The organism is Parafrankia soli, assembly GCF_001854695.1.
Classification (GTDB): Bacteria; Actinomycetota; Actinomycetes; order Frankiales; family Frankiaceae; genus Parafrankia; species Parafrankia soli.
Window position 1 is genome coordinate 22,083 of record NZ_MAXA01000047.1, and the last position, 25,575, is coordinate 47,657.

22 protein-coding genes, 2 pseudogenes and 1 riboswitch are annotated in these 25,575 nt (G+C 71.4%); of the genes and pseudogenes, 14 read left to right on the forward strand and 10 right to left on the reverse strand.

The window, feature by feature from the left end; genetic code table 11:
- Positions 1-246 precede the first annotated feature (246 nt).
- Both BBK14_RS05855 and sigJ read left to right on the forward strand, forming a co-directional pair.
- Positions 247-942: an NAD(P)-dependent oxidoreductase gene (locus tag BBK14_RS05855; protein WP_071060157.1), complete on the forward strand. Its 696-nt coding sequence runs from the start codon at positions 247-249 to the stop codon at positions 940-942.
- A gap of 21 nt (positions 943-963) precedes the next feature.
- Entirely contained in the window at positions 964-1,866 is a 903-nt protein-coding gene (gene sigJ / locus BBK14_RS05860) for an RNA polymerase sigma factor SigJ (protein WP_071060158.1), read from the forward strand.
- A 13-nt stretch (positions 1,867-1,879) separates the two neighbouring features.
- On the opposite strand, the gene BBK14_RS05865 is transcribed toward sigJ, so the two are convergent.
- The gene (locus BBK14_RS05865) at positions 1,880-3,538 is read right to left on the reverse strand and encodes a carotenoid oxygenase family protein (RefSeq protein WP_071060159.1); all 1,659 of its coding nucleotides are present in this window, start codon (positions 3,536-3,538) and stop codon (positions 1,880-1,882) included.
- Positions 3,539-3,806: 268 nt separating this feature from the next.
- Here BBK14_RS05865 and BBK14_RS05870 point away from each other — a divergent pair, with 268 nt between their 5' ends.
- From BBK14_RS05870 to BBK14_RS05890, 5 genes are all read left to right on the forward strand, one after another.
- Positions 3,807-4,709, forward strand: a complete 903-nt coding sequence (locus BBK14_RS05870; RefSeq protein WP_071060279.1) for an NAD(P)-dependent oxidoreductase — start codon at positions 3,807-3,809, stop codon at positions 4,707-4,709.
- A gap of 562 nt (positions 4,710-5,271) precedes the next feature.
- The gene (locus BBK14_RS05875) at positions 5,272-5,844 is read left to right on the forward strand and encodes a carboxymuconolactone decarboxylase family protein (protein ID WP_071060160.1); all 573 of its coding nucleotides are present in this window, start codon (positions 5,272-5,274) and stop codon (positions 5,842-5,844) included.
- Positions 5,845-5,920: 76 nt separating this feature from the next.
- Positions 5,921-6,754: a TauD/TfdA dioxygenase family protein gene (locus tag BBK14_RS05880; RefSeq protein WP_071060161.1), complete on the forward strand. Its 834-nt coding sequence runs from the start codon at positions 5,921-5,923 to the stop codon at positions 6,752-6,754.
- Positions 6,755-6,877: 123 nt separating this feature from the next.
- Entirely contained in the window at positions 6,878-7,072 is a 195-nt protein-coding gene (locus BBK14_RS05885; RefSeq protein ID WP_071060280.1) for a ferredoxin, read from the forward strand.
- A gap of 229 nt (positions 7,073-7,301) precedes the next feature.
- Entirely contained in the window at positions 7,302-8,111 is an 810-nt protein-coding gene (locus BBK14_RS05890; protein ID WP_071060162.1) for a CYTH domain-containing protein, read from the forward strand.
- 115 nt (positions 8,112-8,226) lie between these two features.
- Here BBK14_RS05890 and BBK14_RS05895 read toward each other — a convergent pair whose 3' ends face one another.
- Positions 8,227-8,907: a TetR/AcrR family transcriptional regulator gene (locus BBK14_RS05895; RefSeq protein ID WP_083390748.1), complete on the reverse strand. Its 681-nt coding sequence runs from the start codon at positions 8,905-8,907 to the stop codon at positions 8,227-8,229.
- Between the two features lie 127 nt (positions 8,908-9,034).
- Here BBK14_RS05895 and BBK14_RS05900 point away from each other — a divergent pair, with 127 nt between their 5' ends.
- Entirely contained in the window at positions 9,035-10,585 is a 1,551-nt protein-coding gene (locus BBK14_RS05900; RefSeq protein ID WP_071060164.1) for an NAD(P)/FAD-dependent oxidoreductase, read from the forward strand.
- A gap of 22 nt (positions 10,586-10,607) precedes the next feature.
- Here the strand turns inward: BBK14_RS05900 and BBK14_RS05905 are convergent, their stop codons facing one another.
- Positions 10,608-11,084, reverse strand: coding sequence for a ferritin-like domain-containing protein (locus tag BBK14_RS05905; protein WP_071060165.1), 477 nt, complete (start codon positions 11,082-11,084; stop codon positions 10,608-10,610).
- A 176-nt stretch (positions 11,085-11,260) separates the two neighbouring features.
- On the opposite strand from BBK14_RS05905, the gene BBK14_RS05910 reads away from it, so the two are divergent.
- A complete protein-coding gene (locus tag BBK14_RS05910) occupies positions 11,261-12,082 on the forward strand; it encodes a helix-turn-helix transcriptional regulator (RefSeq protein WP_241831193.1) in 822 nt (273 codons plus the stop codon).
- Between the two features lie 56 nt (positions 12,083-12,138).
- Positions 12,139-12,483, forward strand: a complete 345-nt coding sequence (locus tag BBK14_RS05915; RefSeq protein ID WP_083390749.1) for an EthD family reductase — start codon at positions 12,139-12,141, stop codon at positions 12,481-12,483.
- A 20-nt stretch (positions 12,484-12,503) separates the two neighbouring features.
- Here the strand turns inward: BBK14_RS05915 and BBK14_RS05920 are convergent.
- The 3 genes and pseudogenes from BBK14_RS05920 to BBK14_RS42705 form a co-directional block, all read right to left on the reverse strand.
- A pseudogene (locus tag BBK14_RS05920) lies at positions 12,504-12,946 on the reverse strand (zinc ribbon domain-containing protein); the annotation flags it as partial.
- Positions 12,947-13,036: 90 nt separating this feature from the next.
- Complete coding sequence (locus BBK14_RS42700; RefSeq protein WP_071060167.1) at positions 13,037-13,303, reverse strand: hypothetical protein; 267 nt, start codon at positions 13,301-13,303, stop codon at positions 13,037-13,039.
- A 61-nt stretch (positions 13,304-13,364) separates the two neighbouring features.
- Positions 13,365-13,499 (reverse strand): annotated as a pseudogene (locus tag BBK14_RS42705) (DNA polymerase ligase N-terminal domain-containing protein); the annotation flags it as partial.
- A 55-nt stretch (positions 13,500-13,554) separates the two neighbouring features.
- Between BBK14_RS42705 and BBK14_RS05930 the strand changes: the two are divergent.
- Both BBK14_RS05930 and BBK14_RS05935 read left to right on the forward strand, forming a co-directional pair.
- A complete protein-coding gene (locus BBK14_RS05930) occupies positions 13,555-13,929 on the forward strand; it encodes a PadR family transcriptional regulator (RefSeq protein WP_071060168.1) in 375 nt (124 codons plus the stop codon).
- A complete protein-coding gene (locus tag BBK14_RS05935; protein WP_071060169.1) occupies positions 13,926-15,311 on the forward strand; it encodes a permease prefix domain 1-containing protein in 1,386 nt (461 codons plus the stop codon). Before BBK14_RS05930 ends, BBK14_RS05935 begins: the two co-directional genes overlap by 4 nt.
- A 109-nt stretch (positions 15,312-15,420) precedes the next feature.
- On the opposite strand, the gene metH is transcribed toward BBK14_RS05935, so the two are convergent.
- The 4 genes from metH to BBK14_RS05955 all read right to left on the reverse strand — a co-directional run bounded on the left by metH (position 15,421) and on the right by BBK14_RS05955 (position 22,931).
- Positions 15,421-19,212, reverse strand: coding sequence for a methionine synthase (gene metH / locus BBK14_RS05940; protein WP_071060170.1), 3,792 nt, complete (start codon positions 19,210-19,212; stop codon positions 15,421-15,423).
- Positions 19,213-19,228: 16 nt separating this feature from the next.
- Positions 19,229-19,305, reverse strand: a riboswitch (S-adenosyl-L-homocysteine riboswitch).
- 61 nt (positions 19,306-19,366) lie between these two features.
- The gene (locus BBK14_RS05945) at positions 19,367-20,197 is read right to left on the reverse strand and encodes an alpha/beta fold hydrolase (protein WP_071060282.1); all 831 of its coding nucleotides are present in this window, start codon (positions 20,195-20,197) and stop codon (positions 19,367-19,369) included.
- 218 nt (positions 20,198-20,415) lie between these two features.
- Positions 20,416-22,299, reverse strand: coding sequence for a lytic transglycosylase domain-containing protein (locus tag BBK14_RS05950; RefSeq protein WP_275078447.1), 1,884 nt, complete (start codon positions 22,297-22,299; stop codon positions 20,416-20,418).
- A 215-nt stretch (positions 22,300-22,514) separates the two neighbouring features.
- Positions 22,515-22,931 (reverse strand): VOC family protein, encoded by a 417-nt coding sequence (locus BBK14_RS05955; protein WP_071060172.1) that lies wholly within the window; start codon positions 22,929-22,931, stop codon positions 22,515-22,517.
- 129 nt (positions 22,932-23,060) lie between these two features.
- On the opposite strand from BBK14_RS05955, the gene BBK14_RS05960 reads away from it, so the two are divergent.
- Entirely contained in the window at positions 23,061-24,125 is a 1,065-nt protein-coding gene (locus tag BBK14_RS05960; RefSeq protein WP_071060173.1) for a helix-turn-helix transcriptional regulator, read from the forward strand.
- Between the two features lie 106 nt (positions 24,126-24,231).
- Positions 24,232-25,545 (forward strand): DUF2252 domain-containing protein, encoded by a 1,314-nt coding sequence (locus tag BBK14_RS05965; RefSeq protein WP_071060174.1) that lies wholly within the window; start codon positions 24,232-24,234, stop codon positions 25,543-25,545.
- Positions 25,546-25,575 lie beyond the last annotated feature (30 nt).

The window sequence follows — 25,575 nt, forward strand, 5'->3', positions numbered from 1 at the left end:
CGGCGTTGACGACGGAGACCGGGATGCCGGCGCCGAGCAGCCGCCGCTGCAGGTGGTCGGGGTAGCGCGGGTTCCGGTCCGCGGCGCTGGCGTCCGCGGGGACGCTCAGCGCGGTGGAGTGCGATCCACCGCGAATCTGTCACATCCGACCTGCCTGGATTCGACGTATCCGCAGGGTGCCTGCAGCGCGCAGGAACCAGACCGCACCGCCACGCGGACGCGAGCACAGGCGAAGGACGGAAGCGTATGAAGATCACGATCTTCGGAGCCAGTGGGGCCACGGGGCGCCTCGTGGTGCGACAGGCACTCGACGCGGGCCACGCCGTGACGGCGGTGACGCGTTGCCCGGCGGAGTTCCCGCTGGCCGGTGAGCAGCTCACCGTCATCGGGGGCGATGTGTCCGACGGGGCCGCCCTCGCGCCGGCGATCGAGGGCGCCGACGCGGTGCTGTCCAGCCTGGGGGTGCCGTTCACCCGTGGCCCGATCACCGTCTACAGCCGCGGCGCCGCGAAGATTCTCGAGGCGATGACGCGGCACGGTGTGAAACGGCTGGCCGTCGTCAGCTCGACGGCGGTCGAACCCCACCCCCACCGCGAGGGCGGGTTCCTGCTCAACCGGGTCATGCAGCCGATGATCGTCAGGACGATCGGCAGGACCACGTACGCGGACATGCGGGCCATGGAGCAGATCGTCCGCGAGAGTGACGCGGAATGGACGATCATCCGATCCTCGGGGCTGTTCGATGCCGACCACGTCTCGCGCTACACCGTCAGCGACGGCCCGCTGGACGGAGTCTTCACCAGCCGTGCCGACCTGGCCCACTGCCTGCTGACGCAGGCCACCGGGAAGCGGTTCGTCGGCCGGACGGTCGAGATCACGACCAGCGAGAACGCCCCGACACTCCTACAGGTGATCCGGCGGGAGGCGTTCGGCCGTGACTGACCCCGCCGCCGACCACCTGTCATGACCTTCGAGCCCGCGTCCCCCGCGAACGGCGCCGCCTGGTAYGCCGAACAGTTCGAACGCCAACGTCGCCAGCTGCGCGCCGTCGCCTACCGCATGCTCGGATCCTTCGCGGACGCCGACGACGCAGTGCAGGAAGCCTGGCTGCGGCTCAGCCGAGCAGACGAGACGGCGATCGACAACCTGGCCGGGTGGCTGACCACCGTCGTCGGGCGCGTCTGCGTCGACATGCTGCGCGCCCGCCGGGCGCGGCGCGAGGACCTGCCCGGCACGTGGCTGCCCGACCCGGTCATCACCGAGGCAGACACCCTCGATCCCGAACAAAGCGTCCTGCTGGCCGACTCGGTCGGCCTGGCGCTCCTCGTCGTCCTGGACAGTCTTCGACCGGCGGAACGGCTCGCGTTCGTGCTGCACGACATGTTCGGCGTCCCGTTCGACGACATCGCTCCCATCCTCGAGAAGAGTCCGGCGGCGACACGGCAGCTGGCCAGTCGCGCCCGTCGTCGCATCCAGGGCAGCGGCACCCGGCCGGATCCCGACCTCCCCACCCAACGTCGCGTGGCCGAAGCCTTCCTCGCCGCCGCTCGCAACGGTGATTTCGCCGCGCTCGTCGAACTCCTCGACCCGGACGTCAGACTCCGGGTCGACACCGGGCCCCGCACCTGGCTCGCCCCACCGCTGCTCACCGGAGCACGCGACGTCGCCAGCCACGCCGCCGCCCAGGGCCCACGCTTCGCCGGCCCCTGGGAACCCGCCCTCGTCAACGGCGCCGCCGGCATGATCGCGCGTGGCAGAGCCGGGCTGATCGCAGTCGTGGGATTCATCGTCGTCAACGGCCGCATCAGCGAGATCGACCTCATTCTCGACCCCGACAGGCTGGCCGCCGTGAAAGTCAACGACTGATGCGATGCGCGTCCTAGCCGAACGCCTCCACGATCTCGGTGACGATGGCGCGCGCGGCCGGGGAGAGGTCGCGCCATCCGGTGCCGAGGTCGGCGGCGAACGAGCGCCGGTAGTCGGTACCGGGGGAGCGGATGGTCTCCGTGTAGCCCGAGTGGAACAGCACGGGCATTCGCAGGCCTGGCGCCGTCGCCACGGCGCACGGGCCGAGATCCAGCGCCAGGGCGTCGAAGACCTGCAGTTCGGTGCGGTCCGCATGCTTGACGAAGACCACCACCCAGCCGTCGCCGCCGGCCTTGTCCGGCACGAAGACCGGGGACTCGCAGATCGTCCCGGCCGGGAACGTCCACGCCGACTGCTCGATCATCGACTCCAGGTCGATGCAGACCAGCGACGACGGGATCTCGGTCGTGGGCAGGTCGTCGACGTCGACCACCCGGAACGGATGGTCGGCGTACATCTCGACGATCGCCGAGACCATCGTGTCGGGCGTGGCGCCCCAGTACGCCTGCCACAGGTAGCGGCCCCGCTCGAGCGCCGCCGGGCGGGTGTCGCGGGCGTAGAGCAGGGTTCCCCAGTGCCGCTGCGGGTCGAGGAAGTACCTGCTCTGCCGCACCTGCCCGGTACGGCCGTCGATGACGTGCCGCCCGACCGGTGCGGCGTCGACCGGCGTCGGCATGAACCCGGACAGGCAGCTGCGCAGCCTGTCCCCGGTGCGCCACACGATGTCCGAGCGGGTGATGGCGTAGTTCATGTCCCAGCCGTTCGAGTGCGCGACGTACATCGTGACGTCGTCGCCGTCCTGGCCGTAGTCGGCGAACTCGTGGAACGACTCGTACGGGACCCGCGCGTGCGTCACCGGCACCGCGGAGCCGACCCGGGCGCGGGTCAGCGCCCGCTTGGCGACCAGGTAGATGTCGGTGAACGGCAGGTGCGGCTTGGTGCGGCCGCGGCCGGCGACACTGCCGGGCTCCGGCTGGAAGCCGATCTCGGTGAAGATGACGTAGTCGCGGGTCACCGCGATCTCGTGGGTGCCCTGGGTGATGCGCGCCCCGGGGACCTCCCAGGTCTCCAGCTCGCCGTGGCCGTCCCAGCGCACCACCGACAGCGGGCCCTCCGCGTCGGTGGTCGACCGGCCGCGCGGGCGCAGGTGGATGTTGCTCCACCACAGGCAGCCCTCGTCGGGGTCGACCACCGGGTGGGACGTCGTCTGCACCCCGGGGAACAGCGGATGCGCCCCGACCTGGGGATACTCGTGTACCGCGCCGAGGAACGTCCGGTAGGTCATCGTGACCGGGTCGAGTTCCACCGGCCGCTGTCGGTCGGCGGTGAGCAGCAGCCGGTCGCCGAAGAAGTGCGGCGCGGTGTGGCTGAGTGACGGGCGGGCGCCGGTCAGCAGCCGCTGGAGCTCCTCCGGAGCCAGTGCGGCACGCAGCCCGCCCAGCATCGCCAGGTCCGGCGTGACCACCCGGCGGGTCCGCCAGACGCGTTTCGCCAGATCGACCCGGGTCAGCATTCCCGGCCCGCTCGGCGCGAAGTCCAGCACCGTCGGCTGGGCCGGCCCGACGACAAATGCGAACCCGGTCAGCCCGTCCGGCCACTGGCCGGCGGTGACGACAAGATCGACCTCGTATTCCCGGCTCTGCTCGAGCACGTGGTAAACCGCGTGGTCCACGAGAAAACCTCCCGCCGACCCGTCGGAGGAGCGGCTGAGAGAAATTCTCGGAGCCTGCGGCTGCCGGGCGGTGGACTCAGGGTGAACGCCGCGGGAAAGCACCCCCGCCGGGTTTGTGCCCATGGCTCGATCGCGCCGGTGAATCAAGTAGACGCATCAGTCTACTTTCTGCGAAGCTACCGTTCGTGGCGGCGCCGGGGGAAGGTCCCGGGCCCGACCGGGCCGCCGCCGCCCGGGCGAGGCGGTCGCGGCGACGAGGATGGGCATGATGGCGGGCACGAGGGCGACGGTCGGATTCGTGGGCCTGGGGAGCATGGGCGGCGCCCTGGCGGCGAACCTGGTCGCGGCCGGGTTCGACGTCGTCGCCCACGACGCGGCCGGCCCGGATCGGGTCCCGGTGGGAGCGGTCGGCGCGGCCGACGTCGCCGAGGTCGCCGGCCGGGCCGACACCGTCGTGTTCAGCCTGCCCGACGGGGCGGTGTCCGAGCAGGTCGCCGGTGAGATCATCGCGCTGGCCGGCCGGCGGGCGGCGTACGTCGTCGACACCTCGACGGTCGGGGTGGCCGCCGCGCGCCGGATCGCCGGCCGGCTGGCCGGCGCCGGTGTCGGCTACGTCGACGCGCCGGTGTCGGGTGGTGTGGCGGGCGCCCGGGCGCGCACGATCGCGGTGATGTTCGCCGGGTCCGACGCCGACTGCGCGGCGGTCACGCCCGTCCTGGCCGGCCTGAGTGACCGCCGGACCAGAGTGGGCGACGAGCCGGGCCTGGCCCAGGCGCTGAAGCTGGCGAACAACTTCCTCTCCGCGACGGCGCTGGCGGCGACCAGCGAGGCGATCGCCTTCGGCACCTCGGCCGGGCTCGACATGGCCACGATGCTCGACGTGCTGAACGGCGCGAGCGGCCGGAGCTCGGCGACCGCCGACAAGTTCCCCAACCACGTACTCACCGAACGCTACGCGGCTGGTTTCACCAACTCGTTGATGGCGAAGGACGTCGCGCTCTATCTGGCGGCCGTCCAGGAGCGCGACGGCGCCGTGCGAAGCTCACCGAACTCACCGAACTCACCGAACTCGCGGATCGGGGCGGTCACGGCATCGGTGTGGGAGCGGTTCGCGGCCGCGGCACCCGGTGCCGACTTCACCCGGATCTATCCCTTCGTGAAGGGAACCTGACTGCCCGCCGGACGCCTGCTCCGAGTATCTCCGCACTGTCTCCCGGCCGGGGAGTCTCCTGGGGCCGGGGTCTTGATAAATCGGGTGTTCAGAAACTAATCCGGGCCGGGTCGGTTATCGCTGATGATCGAAAATCATCCTCTCTGTTGAGGAGAGGATAGTTACTAAAAAGTGCAATCGACGGCTGGCGGCGCTCACGCCCACCAGCGGCCAGACCAGGCCAGGTCGGAGGTCGGGTCCTGTCCTGGGGCGTCACCGGCGGGGTTGTGAGCGGTAAGGTGGTTCTCGGGTGCGTCATATAAGGTTTTCCGGGTCTCGTGGCGGCGCCGGCATTCCGGGAGGTCGAATACCGTCCGTGACGCGGTGTCGGAGGCGGTGATCGGCCGGCCGGAATTGATCTGTGGGTCTTGACCGGACCAACGTCAGGTGATAGGCATTTTTTGGGATTCGTTCGGTTCGGACGGCTCGCCCCGGTTATCACAGTACTATTGACCTGCTGTGTGATCGGTATCACTATCGGTTGCCGGGTGTTTACCGGTTCAAGGGCGGAGGAACCTCTGATATGGCACGTATCGACCCGCTTCCCCTCAGGGAATGGCCGAAGGAGATGCGTCCGGCCCTGGCAGCCCTGACGCCGCCCGTGCCGCTGCACCCTCCGATGCCCTCCGAGGGCAAGCCCAAGGCACTGAACACGCTGGGGACGCTCGCCCACCACCCCACGCTGGCGCACGCCTTCTTCACGTTCAACGGCCACATCCAGCGTGCGACGACGCTGACGCTGCGCCAGCGGGAGATCATCATTTTGCGGGTGGCGGCACTGCGCAAGTGCTACTACGAGTGGACACAGCACGTCGTCATGGGCCACGACATCGGCCTGACCGACGACGAGATCACCCGCATCGCGCTGGGCCCGGACGCGCCCTTCCTGGACCCGGTCGAGGCGGCGCTGATCCGCGCGGTGGACGAGCTCCTCACCGAGGGCGCGATCGGCGCCGGCAGCTGGGAGACCCTCGCGGCCAAGCACGACACCCAGCAGCTGCTGGACATCATCTTCACGGTCGGCGCCTACGAGACCCTGGCGCTGATGATGCGCTCGTTCGAGCTCGAGCTCGACGACGACCTCACCCAGACCTGACAGACGCCGGACGAGCGACCCGGCACGGCGCCGTCCCCACGGGGTGGTGGCACACCCAGACCCGACAGGAGTAGTCATGGCCGTGACCGTCACCGAGATCAGCCCGGAGGTCGGCGTCGAGATCGCCGGCCTCGCCGGCCACCAGCTCGCCGACCCGGCGGTCGCGGCCGACTGCCAGGCCCTGCTGGAACGCCACGGCGTCGTCGTCTACCGCGAGACCCACGTCGGCGACGACGACCTGGTCGCCTTCAGTCGCCTGCTCGGCCAGGTGGTCGTCGCCCCCGTGGGTGGCACGGACACCCACCCCGAGATCTCGAAGATCACTCTGGACCCCGCCGAGAGTGTCCTGGCCGCCTACCGGCGGGGAACCTTCTTCTGGCACATCGACGGGGCCAACGACGAGCTGCCGCAGAAGGCCACGCTGCTGACGGCCCGCCAGGTCTCCGACGAGGGTGGCGACACCGAGTTCGCCAACACCTACGCCGCCTACGAGGCGCTCTCCGACGCAGAGAAGGAGCAGTTCGCGAAGCTGCGCGTCGTGCACAGCTTCGCGGCCTCGCAGTCGCTGGCCGAGCCCGACGCGTCGGAGCGGACCCGCGCGCTGTGGGCGCGGGTGCCGGCCCGTGAGCACCCGCTGGTCTGGACCCGCCGCAGCGGCCGCAGGTCGCTGCTGGTCGGCGCGACGACCGACCACGTCGTCGGCTGGCCGGCGGACGAAAGCCGCGCCCTGCTCGACCGGCTCCTCGAATGGTCGACCCAGCCGCGGTTCGTCCTGCGCCATCACTGGCACCCCGGCGACCTCGTGATCTGGGACAACACCGGCATGCTGCACCGGGCGATCCCGTACACGGCGACGTCGCACCGGTTGATGCACCGAACGACCCTCGTGGGCGAAGAAGTCGTAGCCTGACCTCCGCGCGCGGCACCCCCGCGCGAAATTCTGACGTCCATCGGACGGTCGGCCCGCGGGCAAGGCCGAGGCCGGCGGGACGACGGACGTCCGCACTGTCCGAACTGCCCGATGGAGGTCAGCATGCGAGTGGTCGTGGACTTCAAGCTCTGTGAGAGCAACGCGCTGTGCGTGGGGCTCGCTCCCACGGTGTTCGAGCTCGACGACAACGACTATCTGAACGTGCTGGACGAGCACCCCGAGGAGGACCTCGTCAAGGACGTCCGCGCGGCCGTCACCGCCTGCCCCAAGCAGGCCATCAAGCTCGTCGACGACTGAGCGCACAGGTCGGCGCCGGGCGGCCACCGACCGTCCGGCGCGTCGGCCGCGTTCCGTCCCCGGGCCCGCGGCGCCGCGGCGTGACACGGTGTCGTGAACGGGGGGTGACGGTTACGCAGACGATTTTTGGCCGGCAAGTGAACGCCGCCTTCTCTTATCATGGCGGTTGATGTCCCGCGCTCACTCCAGTCCCCGTGACCGGACCCGCTTTGGGGCCGGCGAGGAGGGTGTGGCCGGCGGGGCCCGATCCGCCCGGCATCGGCACGCCGCGCAGCGGTTCTGGCAGCTTTCCGACACCGATCTCGACGACCTCCTGGCGCTGACCGGCGAGGCCGACCGGGTCGAGCTGAAGCTGGTCGTGCCCGTGGCCGCGCACGAGGCGACCTGCGCCGCGCTCGGCATCGAGTTCACCCGCGCCCGGGCGCTGCGGGTCTTCTACCTGGACACTCCCGAGCGCGCGCTGCACCGCAACGGTGTGGTGGCCCGGGTCCGCAGCATCGCCGGCCGCGCCGACGACGCGGTGGTGAAGCTGCGGCCCGTCGTCCCGGCCGAGGTCCCGCCGCGGCTGCGCCGCTCCCGCAACTTCATCGTCGAGATCGACGGTATGCCCGGCCGGTACGTCTGCTCCGGGGCGCTGCGGGCCCGGCTGGACGCCGCCGACGTCGACCGGGCGATGGCCCGGCGGCGGGCGCTGCACCGGCTGTTCACCCCGCGGCAGCTGCGGCTGCTCGCCACCCGCCTGCCGGCCCGGCTCAACGTCGACGATCTCGCGGTGTTCGGCCCGGTGGACGCCCGCCGGGTCAAAATCCTCCCCGCCGGTCACGACCGCGCGCTGCTCGCGGAGCGGTGGACGTATCCGGACGGCTCGCRCATCCTCGAGCTTTCCACCCGCTGCCGGCCCGCCGAGGCGCTGCGTGTCGCCGGGCGCACGGCGGACGTCCTGCGCCGGCACGGTGTCGATCTCAGCGGGCCGCAGCAGACGAAGACCCGCACCACCCTCGACTTCTTCGCCGGCGAGCTGACCGGCCCCCGGCGGTGAGGGCGGCCGGCCCGGCGGTGGCCGGCCCAGCAGCGGGCGGGCGCTCCCTCGCGGGTGGCCGACGAGCATTCACTGTACTGACGGGTTTGGTTCTGGGAGCTTCACGCCAAGTGGGTCACTGGGTCGTCTGCCGGTAGCCGCGGACGAACAGCGCGACGCAGGAGCGGACCGCAGTGTCCAACTGCTCGCCGTCCACGCCCGGCGGGGGCGGGTAGAGGAAGACGCCCGCCTCGGTGATCTGCCAGGCCGTGCCGGTGACCAGGACGATGAACTGGCTCGCGGCCCTGACGGGGTCGTCGATGCGCAGCGCGCCGGCGTGCGTGAGCCGGGTCAGCTGGCTGATCACCTCCGACCAGACGGGGCCGGCGACGCGGGTGCGCCACAGCTCGAGCAGATGTGGTTGGCGAGGGCCCTCCGACTGGAGGAGTCGTCGCAGTGACGCCGTCCGGGGATTGAGGAAGATCGCTGTCAGGCGTCTCGCGAGATCGTTCAGCTGCGACTCGGCGTCCACCGGGCGTTCGGCCGGGCTGGTGGTCGGCCGGTCGGCTGAGGCGTGCAACGCCTCGAGGGTCGCGTTCAGGTGCGTGTCGATGACCGCACGGAACAGCGTCTCCTTGTCGCCGAAGTGGTTGTAGACGGTCTGCCTCGAGACCGGGGTCGCGGTGGCGATGTCGTCGAGGGTCGTGGCCGCGTACCCCTGGCGGACGAAGAGATCGAGCGCTGCCTCCATGATCGCTTCCCGCTTCGCGGGAAGGCCGCGCCGCGCTCGCGGGAGCCCACCTTCGTTGCCTGGCATCGGGTCAGGCTAACCTTGGACACTGCTGTCCAATACTCTAGGCGTGGACGTCCAACCTAAGCCTGGCTGTGCGCGTCGAACGGGACGCTGGCCGGGTCGGTCCCGCCTCCGATCAATGGAGAGATGAGTGCCCAACCCCGACACCCCGCCCAGCGGCCGCCCGCACACCGTCGTGATCGGGGCCGGACCCGCGGGTCTGACCGCTGCCTACCAGCTCGCCACCAGAGGAGCGCCCGTCTCCTGCTACGAGGCCGACGACGTGGTCGGCGGCATCAGTCGCACCGTCGTGCGTGACGGGTGGCGTTTCGACATCGGAGGCCATCGCTTCTTCACGAAGGTCTCGCAGGTGGACGCACTCTGGCGGGAGATCCTGCCTGAGGAGGATTTTCTGCTACGCCCCCGGATGAGCAGGATCTACTACAACGGGAAGCTTTATGACTACCCGCTGAAGGCGCTCAACGCGCTCGTTAACCTCGGTCTGGCCGAGGCATCGCTCGCCATCGCGTCGTACCTGTGGGCGCGCGTCCGACCCCCGAAGKGGCAGGCGACGAACTACGAGGCATGGCTGGTGGCGCGGTTCGGATGGCGCCTCTACCGGACCTTCTTCAAGACCTACACCGAGAAGGTGTGGGGAATACCGGTCAGCCAGATGCCGGCTGACTGGGCGGCGCAGCGAGTGAAAGGCCTGTCGCTTCCCGCCGCCATCGTGAACGCGGTGCTGCCGAAGCGCAACCAGAAGAAGATAACCAGCCTCATCGAGGAGTTCCGTTACCCCAAGTACGGGCCGGGAATGATGTGGGAGGCGGCCGCGGCCAAGGTCGAGAAGCTCGGTGGACGGGTCGTGATGAACACGTCCGCGACCAGGATCCACCATGAGGACGGCCGGGCCGTCGCGGTCACCGTGCGGACGCGGTCCGGTGAGTGCTCGCGGGTGCCGGCCGATCACGTCATCTCGTCGATGCCGATGTCGACATTGCTCACCAGCATGGATCCGCCGCCACCCGCGCATGTTCTCGACGCGGCCAACGATCTGCGCTACCGCGACTACCTGACCGTCGCGCTCATCGTGCCGGAGGAGTTCAGCTTCCCGGACAACTGGATCTACATCCACGACCCCGGGGTGCGAGTGGGGCGCATCCAGAACTACGGGTCGTGGTCCCCGTACCTGGTCAAGGAGGGCCGGACCTGCCTCGGGCTCGAGTTCTTCGTCTTCGAGGGCGACGACATGTGGGTTCGTCCGGACGACGAGCTGGTCGCGCTGGGCACCGCCGAGCTCGAGGCCCTCGGGCTGGTCCGCCCCGGCGCGGTCGAGAAGGGCTACGTCGTCCGCGTCCCCAAGGCGTATCCGACCTACGACCAGTTCTACCGGCGGAACGTGGAGGTGATGCGGGAATGGCTGGCGCTACATGTTCCCAATGTGCATCCGGTCGGCCGGAACGGCATGCACCGCTACAACAACGCCGATCACTCGATGCTGACCGCCATGCTCACGGTGGAGAACATCCTCGACGACGCCGGGCACGACATCTGGACGGTGAACGTCGAGGAGGAATACCACGAGGAGAAGGTGAGTGAGCGTGGCAGGGCCGGCGGTGGGGGGACCGGCCGGGACGCGCCGGTGATTCCCCGTCCGGTGGCCGGCCCGGCCTCAGCCCCCCGCTCCGTCGGCCGCGGTTGAAACACCTGCGGATCGTCGGCCGTCAGCCGGCCGAATCCAGCAGAGTGATCGCGCGGGCCACCCGGTCGGCGTGCGCGGACTCCTCGGTGCCGCTGATCCGGAGCAGGCGGGCGACCTTCTCGTCCGCCTCGGACGCCGCCCACCGCTGGTAGTCGGCGTCGCCGGCACGTTCGCCGCGCACGATGGCGTTCAGCAGGGCCGCGTCGACGGCGGTGGGCGCGGCGACGGGATATCCCGCCTTCAGGTCCGCCGAGGCCTCGTAGGCGCGTCCGAGTTTGATGCCGATGGCCTGTCCCATTCGGTTGGCGTGGCCCAGTTCCTCGCGGCCGTTGCGGCGAAGCAGCTCGGCGGCCTCCTCGTTGCCGATGTTGTCCGCCAGATGGAAATAGAGCTGCCCCGACGTCCTTTCCAGCTTGTAGAGGATCTCGAGTTCGGGCACACCCAGGTGGTCCAGTTTCGCGAGCGCCTGCGCGGCCGCACCGAATTCCCGCTCGTCCATTCTTCGTCGCCTCCTCGGCAACAGTGGCCATCGGACCGGCCTGACTGTAGGGACGCCGCGGGCATCGGCGCGCGACCGCAGCGGCCTTCCCGCGTACCGCGGCGGCCCAGTTCGGACCGGCCTTCCCGCGTACGCGGCGGCCCCGCCCGGACCGGCTGGTCGCCTACGATTCCAGCGTGACGGCAGTGCCATTTCTCCCCATGCGCCGGTGCGTGACGGTCGGCGCGGGCACGGTGGAGCACCGGGCGGACGAGTTGATCTCCTACTGGCACCGGCACGACCTGCACGAGGTCGAGTACGCCGTTTCCGGTCTCGCGGAGATCCGCACACCGACGACCCACTATCTGATGCCGCCGTCCTACGCCGCGTGGGTGCCGGCCGGGGTGGAGCACTCGCCCCTGCTCAGGAACGTGACCACGATCGCGGTGTTCTTCGACCCCGCGGTCTTCGACTTCCCGTATTCGCGGGCCGCCGTCATTCCCGTGCCGCCGGTGCTGCGGGAGATGATGCGGTACGCGACCCGATGGCCGATCGGCCGGGGCGAGGACGACGCCGAGGCCGACACCTTCTTCAAAGCGCTGGCCGCGGTGGTCCGCGGCCAGCTCGCGCACGAGGCACCCCTGTCGCTGCCCACCACGGACGATCCCGTCGTCCGGGACGTGATGGCCTACACCACGGACCACCTCGCCGAGGTCACGGCGGCCCGGGTGTGCCGGGCCGTCGGCATCTCGGAGCGGGTGCTGCGCCGGCGGTTCGCGGCCGTCCTCGGGCAGTCGTGGCGGGAGTACCTGCGGCAGGTCCGGCTGATCCGGGCCATGGCACTGCTGAGCACGCCGACGACCTCGGTCGGCGAGATCGCCACCGAGGTGGGCTTCGGCAGCGCGAGCGCGCTCGCACGTGCCTTCCGGGCATGGACGGGAGAGAGCCCGTCCGCCTACCGCGACCGATGGCTCACGACCGCCGCCCTGGACGACCCCAGCCATCTGACGAGTACGTAAGCGTCGCTGTTTCCGGCCAACGGGTGCGTGGGCGGTGTGTTCTGGGAGAAGCTGAGATGAACGCGTCTCATCCGGCAGGCGCGGTGAACGAGGAGGTCAACGCCGTGATCCGGCTCAGCGTGTTCTACCCCAGGACCGAGGGTGCGACGTTCGACATCGACTACTACGTGAACAAGCACATCCCGATGGCCTGCCGGATGTGGGGGCTCACCGAGGTCGAGGTCGACCAGGGCATCCGGGGGCCGTACGTGGCGGCGTCGCACTTCCTGTTCGAGTCGGCGGAGGCGCTCCAGGCGGCCATGAGCGCCGACAGTACGGCCATGAGCGCCGACCTGACGAACTACACGACGATCACCCCCGTCATGCAGATCAGCGAGATCTTGACGTCCTCCCCCGGGTGAACCGCGGGGGATTCCAACTCCTACGCACCCGTCGGAAGGGGTGCGCGGTGTTGAGGTTCGCGGTTCGCGGGCACGGCCGACGCCGTGCCTCCCCGCGCGGTCACGGCCCGTCCGGCCGCGATACTCCCAGACTCCCAGCAGCGATGTTCCTGGCCGCGTTGACGTCGGCGTTGGCCGTGTGTCCGCAGGCGACGCACCGGAAGACCGCTTGGCTCTCGCGGTTCCCGGACGCCACATGCCCGCAGGCAGAGCAACGCTGACTCGTGTACGCGGCGGGGACCTTTTCAACCCGGCCGGGGGCCTTCTGCTCCAACCGGCGGACGAGTAGACCCCAGCCGTGGGCGAGGATGCCCCGGTTCAGCCTGGCTTTCCGCTGGACGTGCCTGCCCGGGGCATCGACGGTGCCCCGAGCCGAGCGGGTCATCTGTCCGATCTTCAGGTCCTCGACGCGGATCAGGCGGAAGAAGTTCCCCATCGCCGTCGCGAAGTCACGCAAAGCCTGCTGCTGCACGGCGACACTGCCCGCCGCCAGCGCCGGTGGCAGGTCCGAGCGTCACATCCGGTCGGGATCGGCCCGGACCTCCTCGTTGGTCCGGCCGCTGAGCACCGAGCGCGGATGCTCCTCCAGGTCCCAGCCGGCCACCGCGTGGGCGTCCCGTGTGTGCAGCAGGTGCCACTGCTCACCGTCGCCGCGGACCAGCACCAGCCGGCCGCGCAGCTTGTGCCCGAAGACGTCGGCATGCAGCTCGCCGGCGGCGACCGCCGCGACCGGGTCGGTGGTGCCGTGYGGCGCCCAGGTGCCGAGATCCCAGACGATCACGTCCCCCCGCCGTACCGCCCCTTCGGGATGACACCTCGAAGTCGAGGTACTCGATCGGATGGTCCTCGACGTGGACGGCCATCCGGCGCACGGCGGGGTCGAGAGTCGGGCCGCGGGGGACCGCCCAGCTCGCCAGGACCCCGGCCATCTCGAACCGCAGGTCGTAGCGCAGCTGTCGGGCCCGGTGGTGCTCCATGATTACCTGGCAGTACTATGCATCGAGCTTCTAGGTTACCGAGGGGGGAAGCAGCGTGAAGGTCGCCAAGGATCTGGTGGCCGCCTCGGCGACCCCGATCGTGCTCGGCATCCTGGCGGAGGAGGAGAGCTACGGCTACGCGATCCTCAAGCGGATCAACGAGCTGTCCGGTGGCGAGCTGGACTGGACCGAGGGCCTGCTCTACCCGTTGCTGCACCGGCTCGAGCGCCTCGGGCACGTGGAGTCCAGCTGGCGGTCGGCCACCGGCGAACGTCGGCGCAAGTACTACCGCATCACCGACCGGGGCCTGGCTGAACTGGCCGAGCAGCGCCGCCAGTGGGACACCGTCGTCGACGCGCTCAAGGAGATCTGGACCGGCCTCGGTGACCGCGCCGCGCTGCCGGTGATCCCAGTGGAGGGCCACGCATGACAGCACAGGAAGGCCAGGAGGCAGTGGAGACGCAGGCGCTGGAGGCGCAGTTCGCGCAATGGCGGCACTACGCGCAGCGCCGCCGGGAGCTACAGTCCTCCGACGCGGACGAGCTCGAGGACCATCTCCGCGGTTCCGTCGACGAGCTCGTCATGGCCGGCCTGAGCGCCGACGAGGCGTTCCTGGTCGCGGTCAAGCGGATGGGCAGCCTCGACGAGCTGTCCCGCGAGTTCGCCCGGGAGCATTCGGAACGGCTGTGGAAGCAGCTGGTCCTGACCGGCGGCCCGGACGCGGACACGCGGTCGCGGCGGGACCTGCGGGTGATGGTGCTCTGTGCCGCGGGTGCGGCGGCGTCCCTCAAGGCGCCGGAGCTGTTCGGCACGAAAATGACCGATGACGGCTCGGCCTCGCTCTACGGGCCGAACCTCGGCCTGTTCGTGCTGCCCTGGCTGGCCGGCTTCCTCGCCTGGCGCCGCCAGGCCCGACGCCCGCTGATCGGGATCATGGGGGCGCTGTTCGCGCTCGGCGCGGTGGCGGCCAACGTCTATCCCGTCGCCGACAACTCGCAGTCACTGGCCCTCACCAGCATCCACCTCCCGATCGCACTGTGGCTCGTGGTGGGCCTGGCCTATGCCGCGGACGACTGGCGCTCGTCCCGTAGACGTATGGACTTCATCCGCTTCACCGGCGAATGGTTCGTCTACTTCGTCCTCATCGCCCTCGGCGGCGGTGTGCTCACCGTGTTCACGGCCGGCACCTTCGAAGCCATCGGAATCGTCTCGGACGACTTCATCTCGCAGTGGCTCCTTCCCTGTGGAGCGGCAGCCGGGGTCATCGTGGCCGGGTGGCTCGTCGAGGCGAAGCAGAGCGTGGTCGAGAACATCGCCCCGGTGCTCACCAGGCTGTTCACACCGCTGTTCACGGTAGTCCTGCTGGCCTTCCTCGTCGCCGTCTGCTGGACCAGCACCGGCATTGACGTCGAGCGTGACGCGCTGATCCTGTTCGACCTGCTGCTGGTCGTCGTCCTGGGGCTGCTGCTCTACTCGATGTCAGCCCGCGATCCGCTGGCCCCGCCCGACCTGTTCGACAAAATGCAGCTCGCCCTGGTGGTAAGCGCGCTGGCCATCGACGTGCTGGTCCTACTGGCAATCACCGGGCGCATCACCGAGTACGGCACCACGCCCAACAAGGCCGCGGCACTCGGGGAGAACGTCATCCTGCTGGCGAACCTCGCCTGGTCGGCGTGGCTCCTGCTGAGGCTGGTCCGCCGGCACACGCCATTCGCGGCGCTCGAACGCTGGCAGACCTCTTACCTGCCGGTGTACGCCGTCTGGGCCTGGATCGTGGTCCTCGCCTTTCCTCCGTTGTTCGGCTATGCCTGACCGAGGCATCGCCGGGCCCGCCATCGAAGGCGGAACAAGGGAAGGCGGGGAGAGAGGCGGGGTGCGCCCCGCGCGGCCGGGTTCTGGCCGGCCGCGCGGGACGAGATCCCTACTCGGGGTCGTAGGCGAGGTTCGGGCGCAGCCAGCGCTCGACGTCGCCGACCGTCAGGCCGCGTCGCGTGGCGTAGTCCTCGACCTGGTCGCGGCCGATGCGCCCGACGGTGAAGTACCGCGACGACGGGCTGGCGAAGATCAGCCCGCTGACGGCGGCGGCCGGGGTCATCGCGAAGGACTCGGTCAGACCCAGGCCGACCTGGCCGGCGTCCAGCAGGTCGAACAGGGCCTGCTTCTCGCTGTGGTCCGGGCTCGCCGGGTAGCCGAAGGCGGGGCGGATGCCGCGGAAGCGCTCGGCGTGCAGGTCCTCCAGCGCCGGCTCGGAGCCCGGCTCGAACCAGGCGCGGCGCGCCTCGAGGTGGACGTACTCGGCGAACGCCTCGGCCAGCCGGTCGGCGAGCGCCTTCACCATGATCGAACGGTAGTCGTCCTGACGGGCCTCGAAGGCGGCCGCGAGTGTGTCAGCGCCGTGGATGGCCACCGCGAACCCGCCGAGGTGATCGCCGGCCGGGGCCACGTAGTCGGCGAGGCTGCGGTTCGGGCGTCCCGCGGGCTTGGCGGTCTGCTGGCGCAGCATCGGCACCCGCAGTCGGCCCGCCGCGCCAGTGCCACCACCAGTGCCACCACCAGTGCCAGTGCCACCACCAGCGCTGACGTCGATCAGGATGTCGTCGCCGTCCGAGTTGGCCGGCCAGAAGCCGTAGACGCCCTCGGCCCGCAGGGAGCCGTCCGCGATGATCTGGTCGAGCAGCGTGTTGCCCTCGTCGAACAGCTCGCGGGCGACCGGCTGGTCGAGGATCGCCGGGTACTTGCCCTTCAGCTCCCAGGCGAGGAAGAAGAACTGCCAGTCGATCATCTCGCGCAGCGCGGTGAGCTCCGGCGTGACGACGCGGACGCCGGTGAACGCCGGCACGGGCAGCTCGTCGAAGGAGACCTGCTCGCGGTTCGCCCGCGCCTGGGCGAGGGTGAGCAGCGGCTGCTGCTGGCGCTTCTCGTGCTGCTCACGCAGGTGCTGCTGCTCGTCCCGGTTGCGCACGGCGAGGTCGGCGGCCCGGTCGCTGTCCAGCAGGTCGGAGACCACGCCGACGACACGGGAGGCGTCCAGCACGTGGACGGTTGTGGCGTCGTAGGCGGGGGCGATGCGCACGGCGGTGTGCTGGCGTGAGGTGGTCGCGCCGCCGATCAGCAGCGGCAGCTTCAGCCCGCGCCGCTGCATCTCGGCGGCCACCGAGACCATCTCGTCCAGCGACGGGGTGATCAGGCCGGACAGGCCGATCGCGTCGGCGCTCTCGGCCACCGCCGTGTCGAGGATGACCTTCGCGGGGACCATCACCCCCAGGTCGATCACCTCGTAGTTGTTGCAGCCGAGGACCACGCCGACGATGTTCTTGCCGATGTCGTGGACGTCGCCCTTGACCGTCGCGAGGACCACCTTGCCGTTGCCGCTGCGGTCGGAGCTGGCGGTGCCGTCCAGCAGCGCCTGCTGCTTCTCAGCCTCCATGAACGGTTCCAGGTAGGCGACGGAGCGCTTCATCACCCGGGCGCTCTTCACGACCTGCGGCAGGAACATCTTCCCGGAGCCGAACAGGTCACCGACGATCTTCATGCCGTCCATCAGCGGGCCCTCGATCACGTCGAGCGCGCGGGCCGCGCCGGCGCGGGCCTCCTCCGTGTCGGCCTCGATGAAGTCGACGATGCCGTGCACGAGCGCGTGGGAGAGCCGCTGCTCCACCGGCCCCTCGCGCCAGGACAGGTCCACGACGCGCTTCGTGCCGCTGCCGGTCACCGTCTCGGCGAACGAGACGAGCCGGTCGGTGGCGTCGTCGCGCCGGTCGAAGAGCACGTCCTCGACGAGCTCGAGCAGGTCCGCGGGGATGTCCTGGTAGACCGCGAGCTGGCCGGCGTTCACGATGCCCATGTCGAGCCCGGCCTGCACGGCGTAGAAGAGGAACGCCGAGTGCATCGCCTCGCGGACGACGTCGTTGCCGCGGAAGGAGAACGACAGGTTCGAGATGCCACCGCTGATGTGCACCCCGGGGCAGCGCTCCTTGATACGCGGCAGCGCGTCCAGGAAGGCCTTGGCGTAGCCGTTGTGCTCGGCGATGCCGGTGGCGACGGCGAGCACGTTCGGGTCGAAGACGATGTCCTCGGCCGGGAACCCGACCCGCTGGGTGAGCAGGTCGTAGGCGCGGCCGCAGATGGCCACCTTGCGCTCGGCGGTCTCGGCCTGGCCCTGCTCGTCGAAGGCCATCACGACGACGCCGGCGCCGAAGTCGCGGATGCGCCGGGCCTGCTCGAGGAAGGGCTCCTCACCCTCCTTGAGGCTGATCGAGTTGACCACGCCCTTGCCCTGCACGCAGCGCAGCCCCGCCTCCAGCACACTCCAGCGCGAGCTGTCGATCATGATGGGCAGTCGGGCCGCCTCCGGCTCGGTGGCCAGCAGGTTCAGGAAGGTCGTCATCGCCCGCTCGCTGTCGAGCAGGTCGGCGTCCATGTTGACGTCGAGCAGGTTCGCGCCGCCGCGCACCTGCTCCAGGGCGACGTCGATGGCGCCCTGGAAGTCGTTGCCCTCGATCAGCCGGCGGAACCGCGCCGACCCGGTGACGTTGGTGCGCTCGCCGATCATGACGAACCCGGTGTCCGGGCCGATCTCGAACGGCTCCAGCCCGCTGAACCGGGTGCGCGGCGGCAGCGCCGGAACCGGGCGCGGTGCCGCGCCGGCGACCGCGGCGGCGATCCGCGCGATGTGCGCCGGGGTCGTCCCGCAGCAGCCGCCGACGATGTTGACCATGCCCGCCTCGGCGAACTCGCCGATCAGCCGGCCGGCCTCCTCCGGGGACTGGTCGTAGCCACCGAACGCGTTCGGCAGGCCGGCGTTGGGATGGCAGGCCGTGTACGTCCCCGCGAGGCGGGCGAGGTCGGCGACGTGCGGGCGCATCTCGTCGGCGCCCAGCGAGCAGTTCACCCCGACGACCAGCGGGTTCGCGTGCGCGATGGAGCTCCAGAACGCCTCGACGGTCTGCCCCGACAGCGTCCGCCCGCTCAGGTCGACGATCGTCACCGAGATCCACAGCGGCAGCTGGGGCGCGACCTCGCGGGCGGCGGCGATCGCGGCCTTCGCGTTGAGCGTGTCGAAGATCGTCTCGATGAGGAGCAGGTCGACCCCGCCCTCGGCGAGAGCCTCGATCTGCTCGGCGTAGGAGTCCCGGACCTCGTCGAAGGTTGCCGCCCGGTAGGCCGGGTCCTCGACCCGCGGCGACAGCGAGAGCGCGACGTTCAGCGGCCCGATCGACCCGGCGACGAACCGCCGCCCGCCCGCCTCGTCGGCGGCCTGGCGGGCCAGCTGCGCGCCCCGCACGTTCATCTCCCGCACGAGCGACTGCAGGCCATAGTCGGCCTGGGCGATGCTCGTCGCGGTAAACGTGTTCGTGGTCGTGATGTCCGCGCCGGCCGCCAGGTACTGCCGGTGCACGCCGAGAATGACATCCGGCCGGGTCAGGTTCAGCAGGTCCGGGTCGCCGCTGACGTCCTTCGGGTGGTCGGCGAACCGCTCCGTGCGGTAGTCGGCGGGGGTGAGGCCGGCGTTCTGCAGCATCGTGCCCCAGGCCCCGTCGAGGACGACGACCCGCTGCTCCAGCAGCTCCCGCAGTGCCTGTTCGCTGCCGGTGGCCGCCGGCCGGACGGCACCGCCGCCTTCGGGCCGTGCGCCGGCGCCGGCCTCGGCTTGCTCGCCTCCGACAGTGCCGGCGGGGACCGACACCTCGTCGAGCGATCCGGATCCTGCCATCGCGCACACCTCCCGGTTGTGGGAGGCGCCCTTGCGGATGAGGTTCCGATCGAGCGTGGCGGACCTCGGTCCGTTGCAGCGCCCCTCGACCGGCATCGACGATACCGTGCCGTCCGCGCGCCGCGGGGCGGGGCTCGACCGGCCGGGTGAACGGTCAGCTCAGCGGATCGGCCGTACCCGGCGGGTCGGTCACCGCCCGATGACCCGCCAGCGCCGGGGTGTCAGCCGGGGCCAGGTGGTCGGTCAGCAGCGTGCGCAGCGCGAGCCGTTCGCTCCACATCGGTGCTGTTGCCGGGAACACATGTGACCGGGCGGCGGGAAGAGCCGCGGCGAGGGCCAGCGCCGTCTCCGTGCGGTGGATGAGGTCGCCCTCCTGGCCGACGACCAGCGTCCGCGCGCGCACCCGCGCCAGCCGGGCGCGGTCCGGGACGGGCGCGTTCCCCGGCCGCTCGGTGGGCGCCGAGCAGGCCATCAGCATGAGCGCGTACGCGCGCAGGTAGACGGCGCCGCCGCGGGCGTCCCGAAGCTCCGGGGACATGCACCGCGCGATCTCGGCCCGCAGCTCCGCCGGGTCACCGGCCAGCCTGGCGACGTGGACGCGCCGGAACATCTCGTGGATCTCGGCCGGGATCGGCTCGTCGACGGCCGGGGGCAGCAGCAGCGCCATCGCCGTGAACAGGTCCGGCTCGCCGTCGGCCAGGGCGAGCAGCGCGCCCGCGCCCATGCTCTGCCCGACCGCCGCGCTGGCCCCCACCGCGCGGGCGACGCCGGCCAGCTCCTCGGCGAGGTCGGCGTACGTCCAGCCGTTCGGCCGGGGCGACGAGCCCCCGTAGCCGCGGAAGTTCACCGCGACCAGCGTCCCGGGGACACCGGCCACCGTCGGCAGCATGACCCGCGCCGACGCCCCCCACGCGTGCGCGACCAGCACCACCGGCTCCCCGTCGCCTACGACGAGCACCTCGTTCACGGCACCTCGGGCGCCCACCGCCCGCACCTCCGGCGCCCGCCCGTTCGTCCGTGCCCTCACCGACACCCGCTTTCCCGACCCGTTCCGACACCCACGTTCCGACATCCACCATCGTGGACGTCCCCGGCCCACGCACCGCGCACGGCCGCCTCGACGAGCGGGCCCGCCGCGGCCGCCATCCCGGCGGCGCTCATTCCACGGTGCTCATCCCGGTGGCGCCGCGCCGCACACGCGCCCTACGGCGCCGCGGACGCCGGGTCACCCGTCCGAGTCGCCGTGGGCGTCGCGGGGCCGGACCCCACCGCGGCTGGCGCCGTGGTGGCCGGCTGCGAGGTGGCCGGCTGCGAGGTGGCCGGTGGAGACGTGGCCGGCTTTGAGGTGGCCGGTGTCGACGTGGCTGGCGGCGAGGCGGCCGGTGGAGTGGCGGGCCGGACGGGAGTTCTCGGTGTGCCGGCGGGCGATCCGGTAGACGGCCCGGGTGCGGACGCCGGCGGCTTCGGGGACGGCGCGTGCCCGGTGGGCGGAGTGCCGGTGGCCGCCGGGCGGGCGACGAAGGCTTTCACGTTCACCTGGCTGACCAGCAGCCGCACCGTGTACACGCGCCCGGACTCGGCATGCGCCTCGAGGGTGAGGACGAACCTTCCCGCGGGCAGGCCCGCCGCGGCGAGGTCCCCGCCGGCAAGCCGCGCGAGCAGGGTCGGCTTCTCCTCCCCGGGCGTCGTTCCAGCGGCCCCGGACGCCGCTCCCGTGCCCCCGGGCGCTGCCTGCGCGGGCCGGTCCGGCTCGGCGGGAATCGTGATCTCGCTTCTCGCGATCGGGCGCCCGGCCTCCGTCGCGGCGGTGGCCACCACCCGCAGTGGTCCGGCCGGAGCCGGGCGGCGCGCCGAGGTCAGGTCCAGCGCCTCGAAGCCGGCGGCGGTGCCGTCGAGCTCGACCGGTGTGACGGCGAGATCGGTGACCGCGATACCAAGGTCGCGCAGCGCCGCGGACACCGGCTCCTCGCCGACCCCGCCCCCGTCACCCGGCCGGTGCTCCTCCGGGACGACCTCGACGCGGGGCCCTCCGTCCCCGCCGGCAGGCAGCGACGGCCCCGGCCCGGCCGGGGGCTCACTGGGGGCCGGCGTGCCCGGTTCGGCCGGCGCGGTGGGCTCAGCTGGCGTGGTGGGCTCAGCCGGCGTCGTGGGCTCGGCTGGGACCAGGGGGCCGCCAGCCGGCTCCGGGGCGGTCAGCTCCGGGATAGCCGGCTCCGGGTCACCGGCCTGCGCCGGCTCGCCGGGCAGCGCGGTCGCGCCCTTCTCCCGATAGGCGGTCATCCAGGTCAGCACGGCGTTCACATAGGACGTCGACGGGTTGTAGGAGAAGATCGCCGCGCGCAGCTGGTCCGGCCGGCTCACGTCCCGCCCGTGGGCGCAGAGGTAGCCGCCCGCGGCGAGCGTCGCGTCGTGGATGTTCTGCGGATCGCGGCGGCCGTCGCCCGACCCGTCCCGGCCCGACGTCCGCCAGGTGGTCGGGATGAACTGCATCGGGCCGACCGCGCGGTCCAGCGTGGTGTCGCCGTCGAACACGCCGTCATCCGAGTCACGGATCAGCGCGCGCCCATCCCGGCCGTCGAGGACGGGACCGAGGATCGGCCGGGTCACCGTGCCGTCGTCGGCCATCGGCCGGCCCGCCGCGTGGCCGGACTCGATCTTCCCGATGGCGGCGAGGAGTTCCCACGGGAGGTGGCAGCCGGGCAGCTCCCGTTCGACGCGCCCGGCGGCCTGGCGGTAGGCGTCGAGGACGCGGTCGGGGACGCCCCGCCCACCCGTGATGACAGTGCCCGCCGGCCCCGACCCGTCGTCGCTCCCGCTCCCGCTGCCGGCGCTCCCGTCCCCGCCGGTCTCGTCCCCCGGGGCGGTCGTCGCGTCGGTACCGCCATCGCCGGCCGCACCAGAGTCCTCTCCGAGTGGGTCGAGGCCCGCGGGGATCTCGGTGAGGCTCGCCACGTCGGTCGGCGCCGTGCCCGGCGGCCTGGAATCCGCCAGGTTCCACCGGCCGGCCTGATCGGATGGCAACGGCTCCGACTCCGGCCGGGCCGCCGCGCCGGAGCAGAGCAGCAGCAGCCCCGCCGTGGCGACCACTGGCAACGCCGTCCGGACGCGACCGTCACGGGGCTGCCGCCGGGGCCGCCGGTGGCGGCCGCTCGGCGTGTCGCCGTCCGCCGGTGTCATCGGATCGGGCGAGGGTCAGGATCCGCCGGGAAGTACCACATCCGTACAATTGTGGCTGCCCAGCGCGACCATCGGGCGAAGAACAGGTGACATGAACGCGACCCGCCGCTCTGCGGACGCCGCGCTCAGCCCTCCTGCGCCGGCGGGCAGAGGCAGAACGGGTGGCCGGCCGGGTCGAGCAGCACCCGCCAGCGCTCGCCCCCCGGCTGGAACTCGGCCTGCGTCGCCCCGAGCTTCTCCGCGAGGCTGATCGAGGCATCCAGATCCGCCACGCGGAAGTCGAGGTGGACCTGCTGGGGCGCGGACTGGTCGGGCCAGCTCGGCGGCTGGTAGCTCTCGACGCGCTGGAAGCCGATCATGATTTCGGTGCCCGGCGGGCTCAGGAACGCCCAGGCGCCCTCCTCGTCCGCGCCGCCGACGCCCCAGCCCGTCAGCTCGCCGTAGAAGGCCGCCAGATCCTTCGCGTTCGGGCAGTCGAGCATCAGCCCTGCCCAGGTCACGGGCGCGGCCTGGCTGGGCTGGGCGGTCTCCGTGGTTGCCATGGTCGAACTCCTTCGCTCGTTGGTTCCACGCGTCGGTGCGCTGTCAACACCCATCCTGGCGTCGATAACTGACTTCTCCTGTCAGGTATCGCCGGGAGATGACAGAAGGAGACGGGGGAGAATTCGGTCGTGCGTGCCAGCCGGCTCCTCTCCGTCCTCCTGCTGCTGCAGACCCGCGGCCGGCTGACGGCCCGTGAGATGGCCGCCGAGCTGGAGGTGTCGGTCCGCACGGTCTACCGGGACCTGGACGCGCTCGCCGAGGCCGGCGTCCCGGTGCTGGCGGAGCGTGGGGCCACCGGCGGTTACGAGCTGCTCGCCGGCTACCGCACCCGGYTGACCGGGCTGACCTCGGACGAGGCTGACTCCCTGCTGTTCGCCGGGCTCCCGGACGCCGCCGCCGAGCTCGGTTTCGGCGCGGTCGTCGCCGCCGCCGAGCTCAAGCTGCTCGCCGCGCTCCCGGCCGAGGCCTGTGAGCGGGCACTTCGGGTGCGGGAGCTGTTCCACCTCGACGCGCCCGGCTGGTTCCGCGCCGCCGAGCCGGTGCCGCTGCTCGCCGAGGTCGCCGGTGCGGTGTGGGGGCGGCGGCGCATCCGGATCACCTACCTGCGCTGGCGCGCACCGCGCCGGGTCGTCCGCGAGCTGGAGCCGCTCGGCGTGGTCCTCAAGAGCGGCACCTGGTATGTCGTAGCCGCCGCCTGCCCCGGCGACGGCCGGGCCGACATCGCGGACGCTCCACCCGCGGAGACACCGGAGACACCGGAGACGGCGGAGGCGTTCGAGGCGTCCGTGCGGGTGTACCGGGTCGCGAGGATTCTCGGTCTCGAGGCGATGCCGGAGACGTTCGAACGGCCGGAGCGGTTCGACCTGGCGGCCTACTGGGAGCAGTGGACCGCCAGGTACGAGGCCGGCGTCTACCGGGGGACCGCCACGGTGCGCCTGTCGCCGGAGGGCCGGCGGATGGTTCCCTTCCGGCTCGCCCCGGCGGTGGCGCGGGCCGTCGAGCAGACCGCGGGTGACCCCGACGCCGACGGCTGGGTGCGCGCCGAGCTCCCGATCGAGTCGGTCCGGCACGCCCGAGGCGACCTGCTCGTCCTCGGCCCTGAGCTGGAGGTGCTCGATCCCCCGGAGCTGCGGGCGGCGATGGCGGACGCGGTCGCGGGCCTGACGGCGTTCTACGGCCCGCCCGCGTGCTGAGATGACCGGCCCCCGGCCCGGCCCGGCCCCCGGCCGGGAAGCGCTGGCATGCTGAACGGATAACGCGCGGACCACAGTGGTAGTCGCGCGAGGAGGAGCGCAGCGCATGACGACGTCCGCCCCCGAATCCGAGCGCGCCCAGGTGATCGGGGACGTCTTCACGGCGGCGTTCGGCGAGCTGATGGCCGCCGAGCCGGGCGCGTTCCGGCGCAAGTTCCGGAAGATGGCGGCCTCGCCGTTCGCGTTCTACCGGGGTTCGGCCGCGCTTTTCTACGCCGACGTCCACGACATCGACGACCCGTTCCTCGACGAGCGGACGAGCCGGGTGTGGATCCACGGTGACCTGCACGCGGAGAACTTCGGCACCTACATGAGCAGCAACGGCGTGCTGGTCTTCAACGTCAACGACTTCGACGAGGCCTACGTCGGGCCGTTCCGCTGGGACCTGCGCCGGCTGGTGGCGAGCCTCGCGCTGCTGGGCCGCGCCAAGGCGCTCAGCGACGCCGTGATCACGGGCCTCGTCGAGGCCTGCGCGGACGCCTACCGGGAGAAGATCCGCGACCTCGCCGAGGGCGGGTCGTCGGCGGACCTGCTGACCCGGACGTCCACCTCGGGCGTGGTGCACGCGTTCCTGCAGCAGGCACGGCGCTCCACCCGGGTCGGCCTGCTCGACGACCTCACGGTGGTCGAGCACTACGACCGGCGCTTCGCGCGGGTCGACGGCGTCACCGCGGTTGACGAGGAAACCCGCGCGAAGGTCCTCGAGGCGTTCGACCGCTACCTGGCGACGGTGCCGCCGGGCCGGCGCACCCGCCCGGTGTCGCTGACCGTCAAGGACGTCGTCGCCCGGCGCGGGGTGGGCATCGGCAGCGCCGGCCTGCCGTCCTACAACCTGCTGGTCGAGGGCCAGACCGAGGCGCTCGACAACGACGTCGTCCTGTACATGAAGCAGGGGCAGGTCCCGGCGGTCAGCCGCTTCGTCTCCGACGAACGGATCCGGGAGTACTTCCACCACCAGGGCCATCGGACGGCCGTCTCGCAGCGGGCGCTGCAGGCCGACAGCGACACCTGGCTCGGCCACACCGAGGTCGACGGYGTCGGCCAGCTCGTCGCCGAGGTGTCGCCGTACGCCCAGGATCTGGACTGGTCCGAGGTGAACGAGCGGGAGCAGATGTTCGCCCTGGTCGCCGACCTCGGCCGGTCGACCGCGCGGATGCACGCCGTCGCCGACGACGAGAGCGAGCACGACCTGGTCAGCTTCTCCACCGAGGACGCGATCCACGAGGCGATCTCGGCGGACGAGAAGGCGTTCACGGCGTCCCTGGTCGAGTTCGCGCACGACTACGGCGCCCAGGTCCACCACGACCACGCGCTGTTCGTCGACATGTTCCGCAACGGGCAGATCATCGACGTCGACTGAGACCGCGGGCCGGCCAGGTGCCGACCCGTC

Excerpts from the sequence above, each read along its gene's own strand:
- BBK14_RS05885 (WP_071060280.1), top strand. The coding sequence starts at position 6,878 with ATGCGAGTGGTCGTGGACTTCAAGCTCTGTGAGAGCAACGCGCTGTGC.
- BBK14_RS05870 (WP_071060279.1), top strand. The coding sequence starts at position 3,807 with ATGGCGGGCACGAGGGCGACGGTCGGATTCGTGGGCCTGGGGAGCATG.
- BBK14_RS05955 (WP_071060172.1), bottom strand. The coding sequence starts at position 22,931 with ATGGCAACCACGGAGACCGCCCAGCCCAGCCAGGCCGCGCCCGTGACC.
- BBK14_RS05895 (WP_083390748.1), bottom strand. The coding sequence starts at position 8,907 with ATGCCAGGCAACGAAGGTGGGCTCCCGCGAGCGCGGCGCGGCCTTCCC.
- BBK14_RS05905 (WP_071060165.1), bottom strand. The coding sequence starts at position 11,084 with ATGGACGAGCGGGAATTCGGTGCGGCCGCGCAGGCGCTCGCGAAACTG.
- BBK14_RS05880 (WP_071060161.1), top strand. The coding sequence starts at position 5,921 with ATGGCCGTGACCGTCACCGAGATCAGCCCGGAGGTCGGCGTCGAGATC.
- BBK14_RS05935 (WP_071060169.1), top strand. The coding sequence starts at position 13,926 with ATGACAGCACAGGAAGGCCAGGAGGCAGTGGAGACGCAGGCGCTGGAG.
- BBK14_RS05915 (WP_083390749.1), top strand. The coding sequence starts at position 12,139 with ATGAACGCGTCTCATCCGGCAGGCGCGGTGAACGAGGAGGTCAACGCC.
- BBK14_RS05855 (WP_071060157.1), top strand. The coding sequence starts at position 247 with ATGAAGATCACGATCTTCGGAGCCAGTGGGGCCACGGGGCGCCTCGTG.
- metH (WP_071060170.1), bottom strand. The coding sequence starts at position 19,212 with ATGGCAGGATCCGGATCGCTCGACGAGGTGTCGGTCCCCGCCGGCACT.
- BBK14_RS05875 (WP_071060160.1), top strand. The coding sequence starts at position 5,272 with ATGGCACGTATCGACCCGCTTCCCCTCAGGGAATGGCCGAAGGAGATG.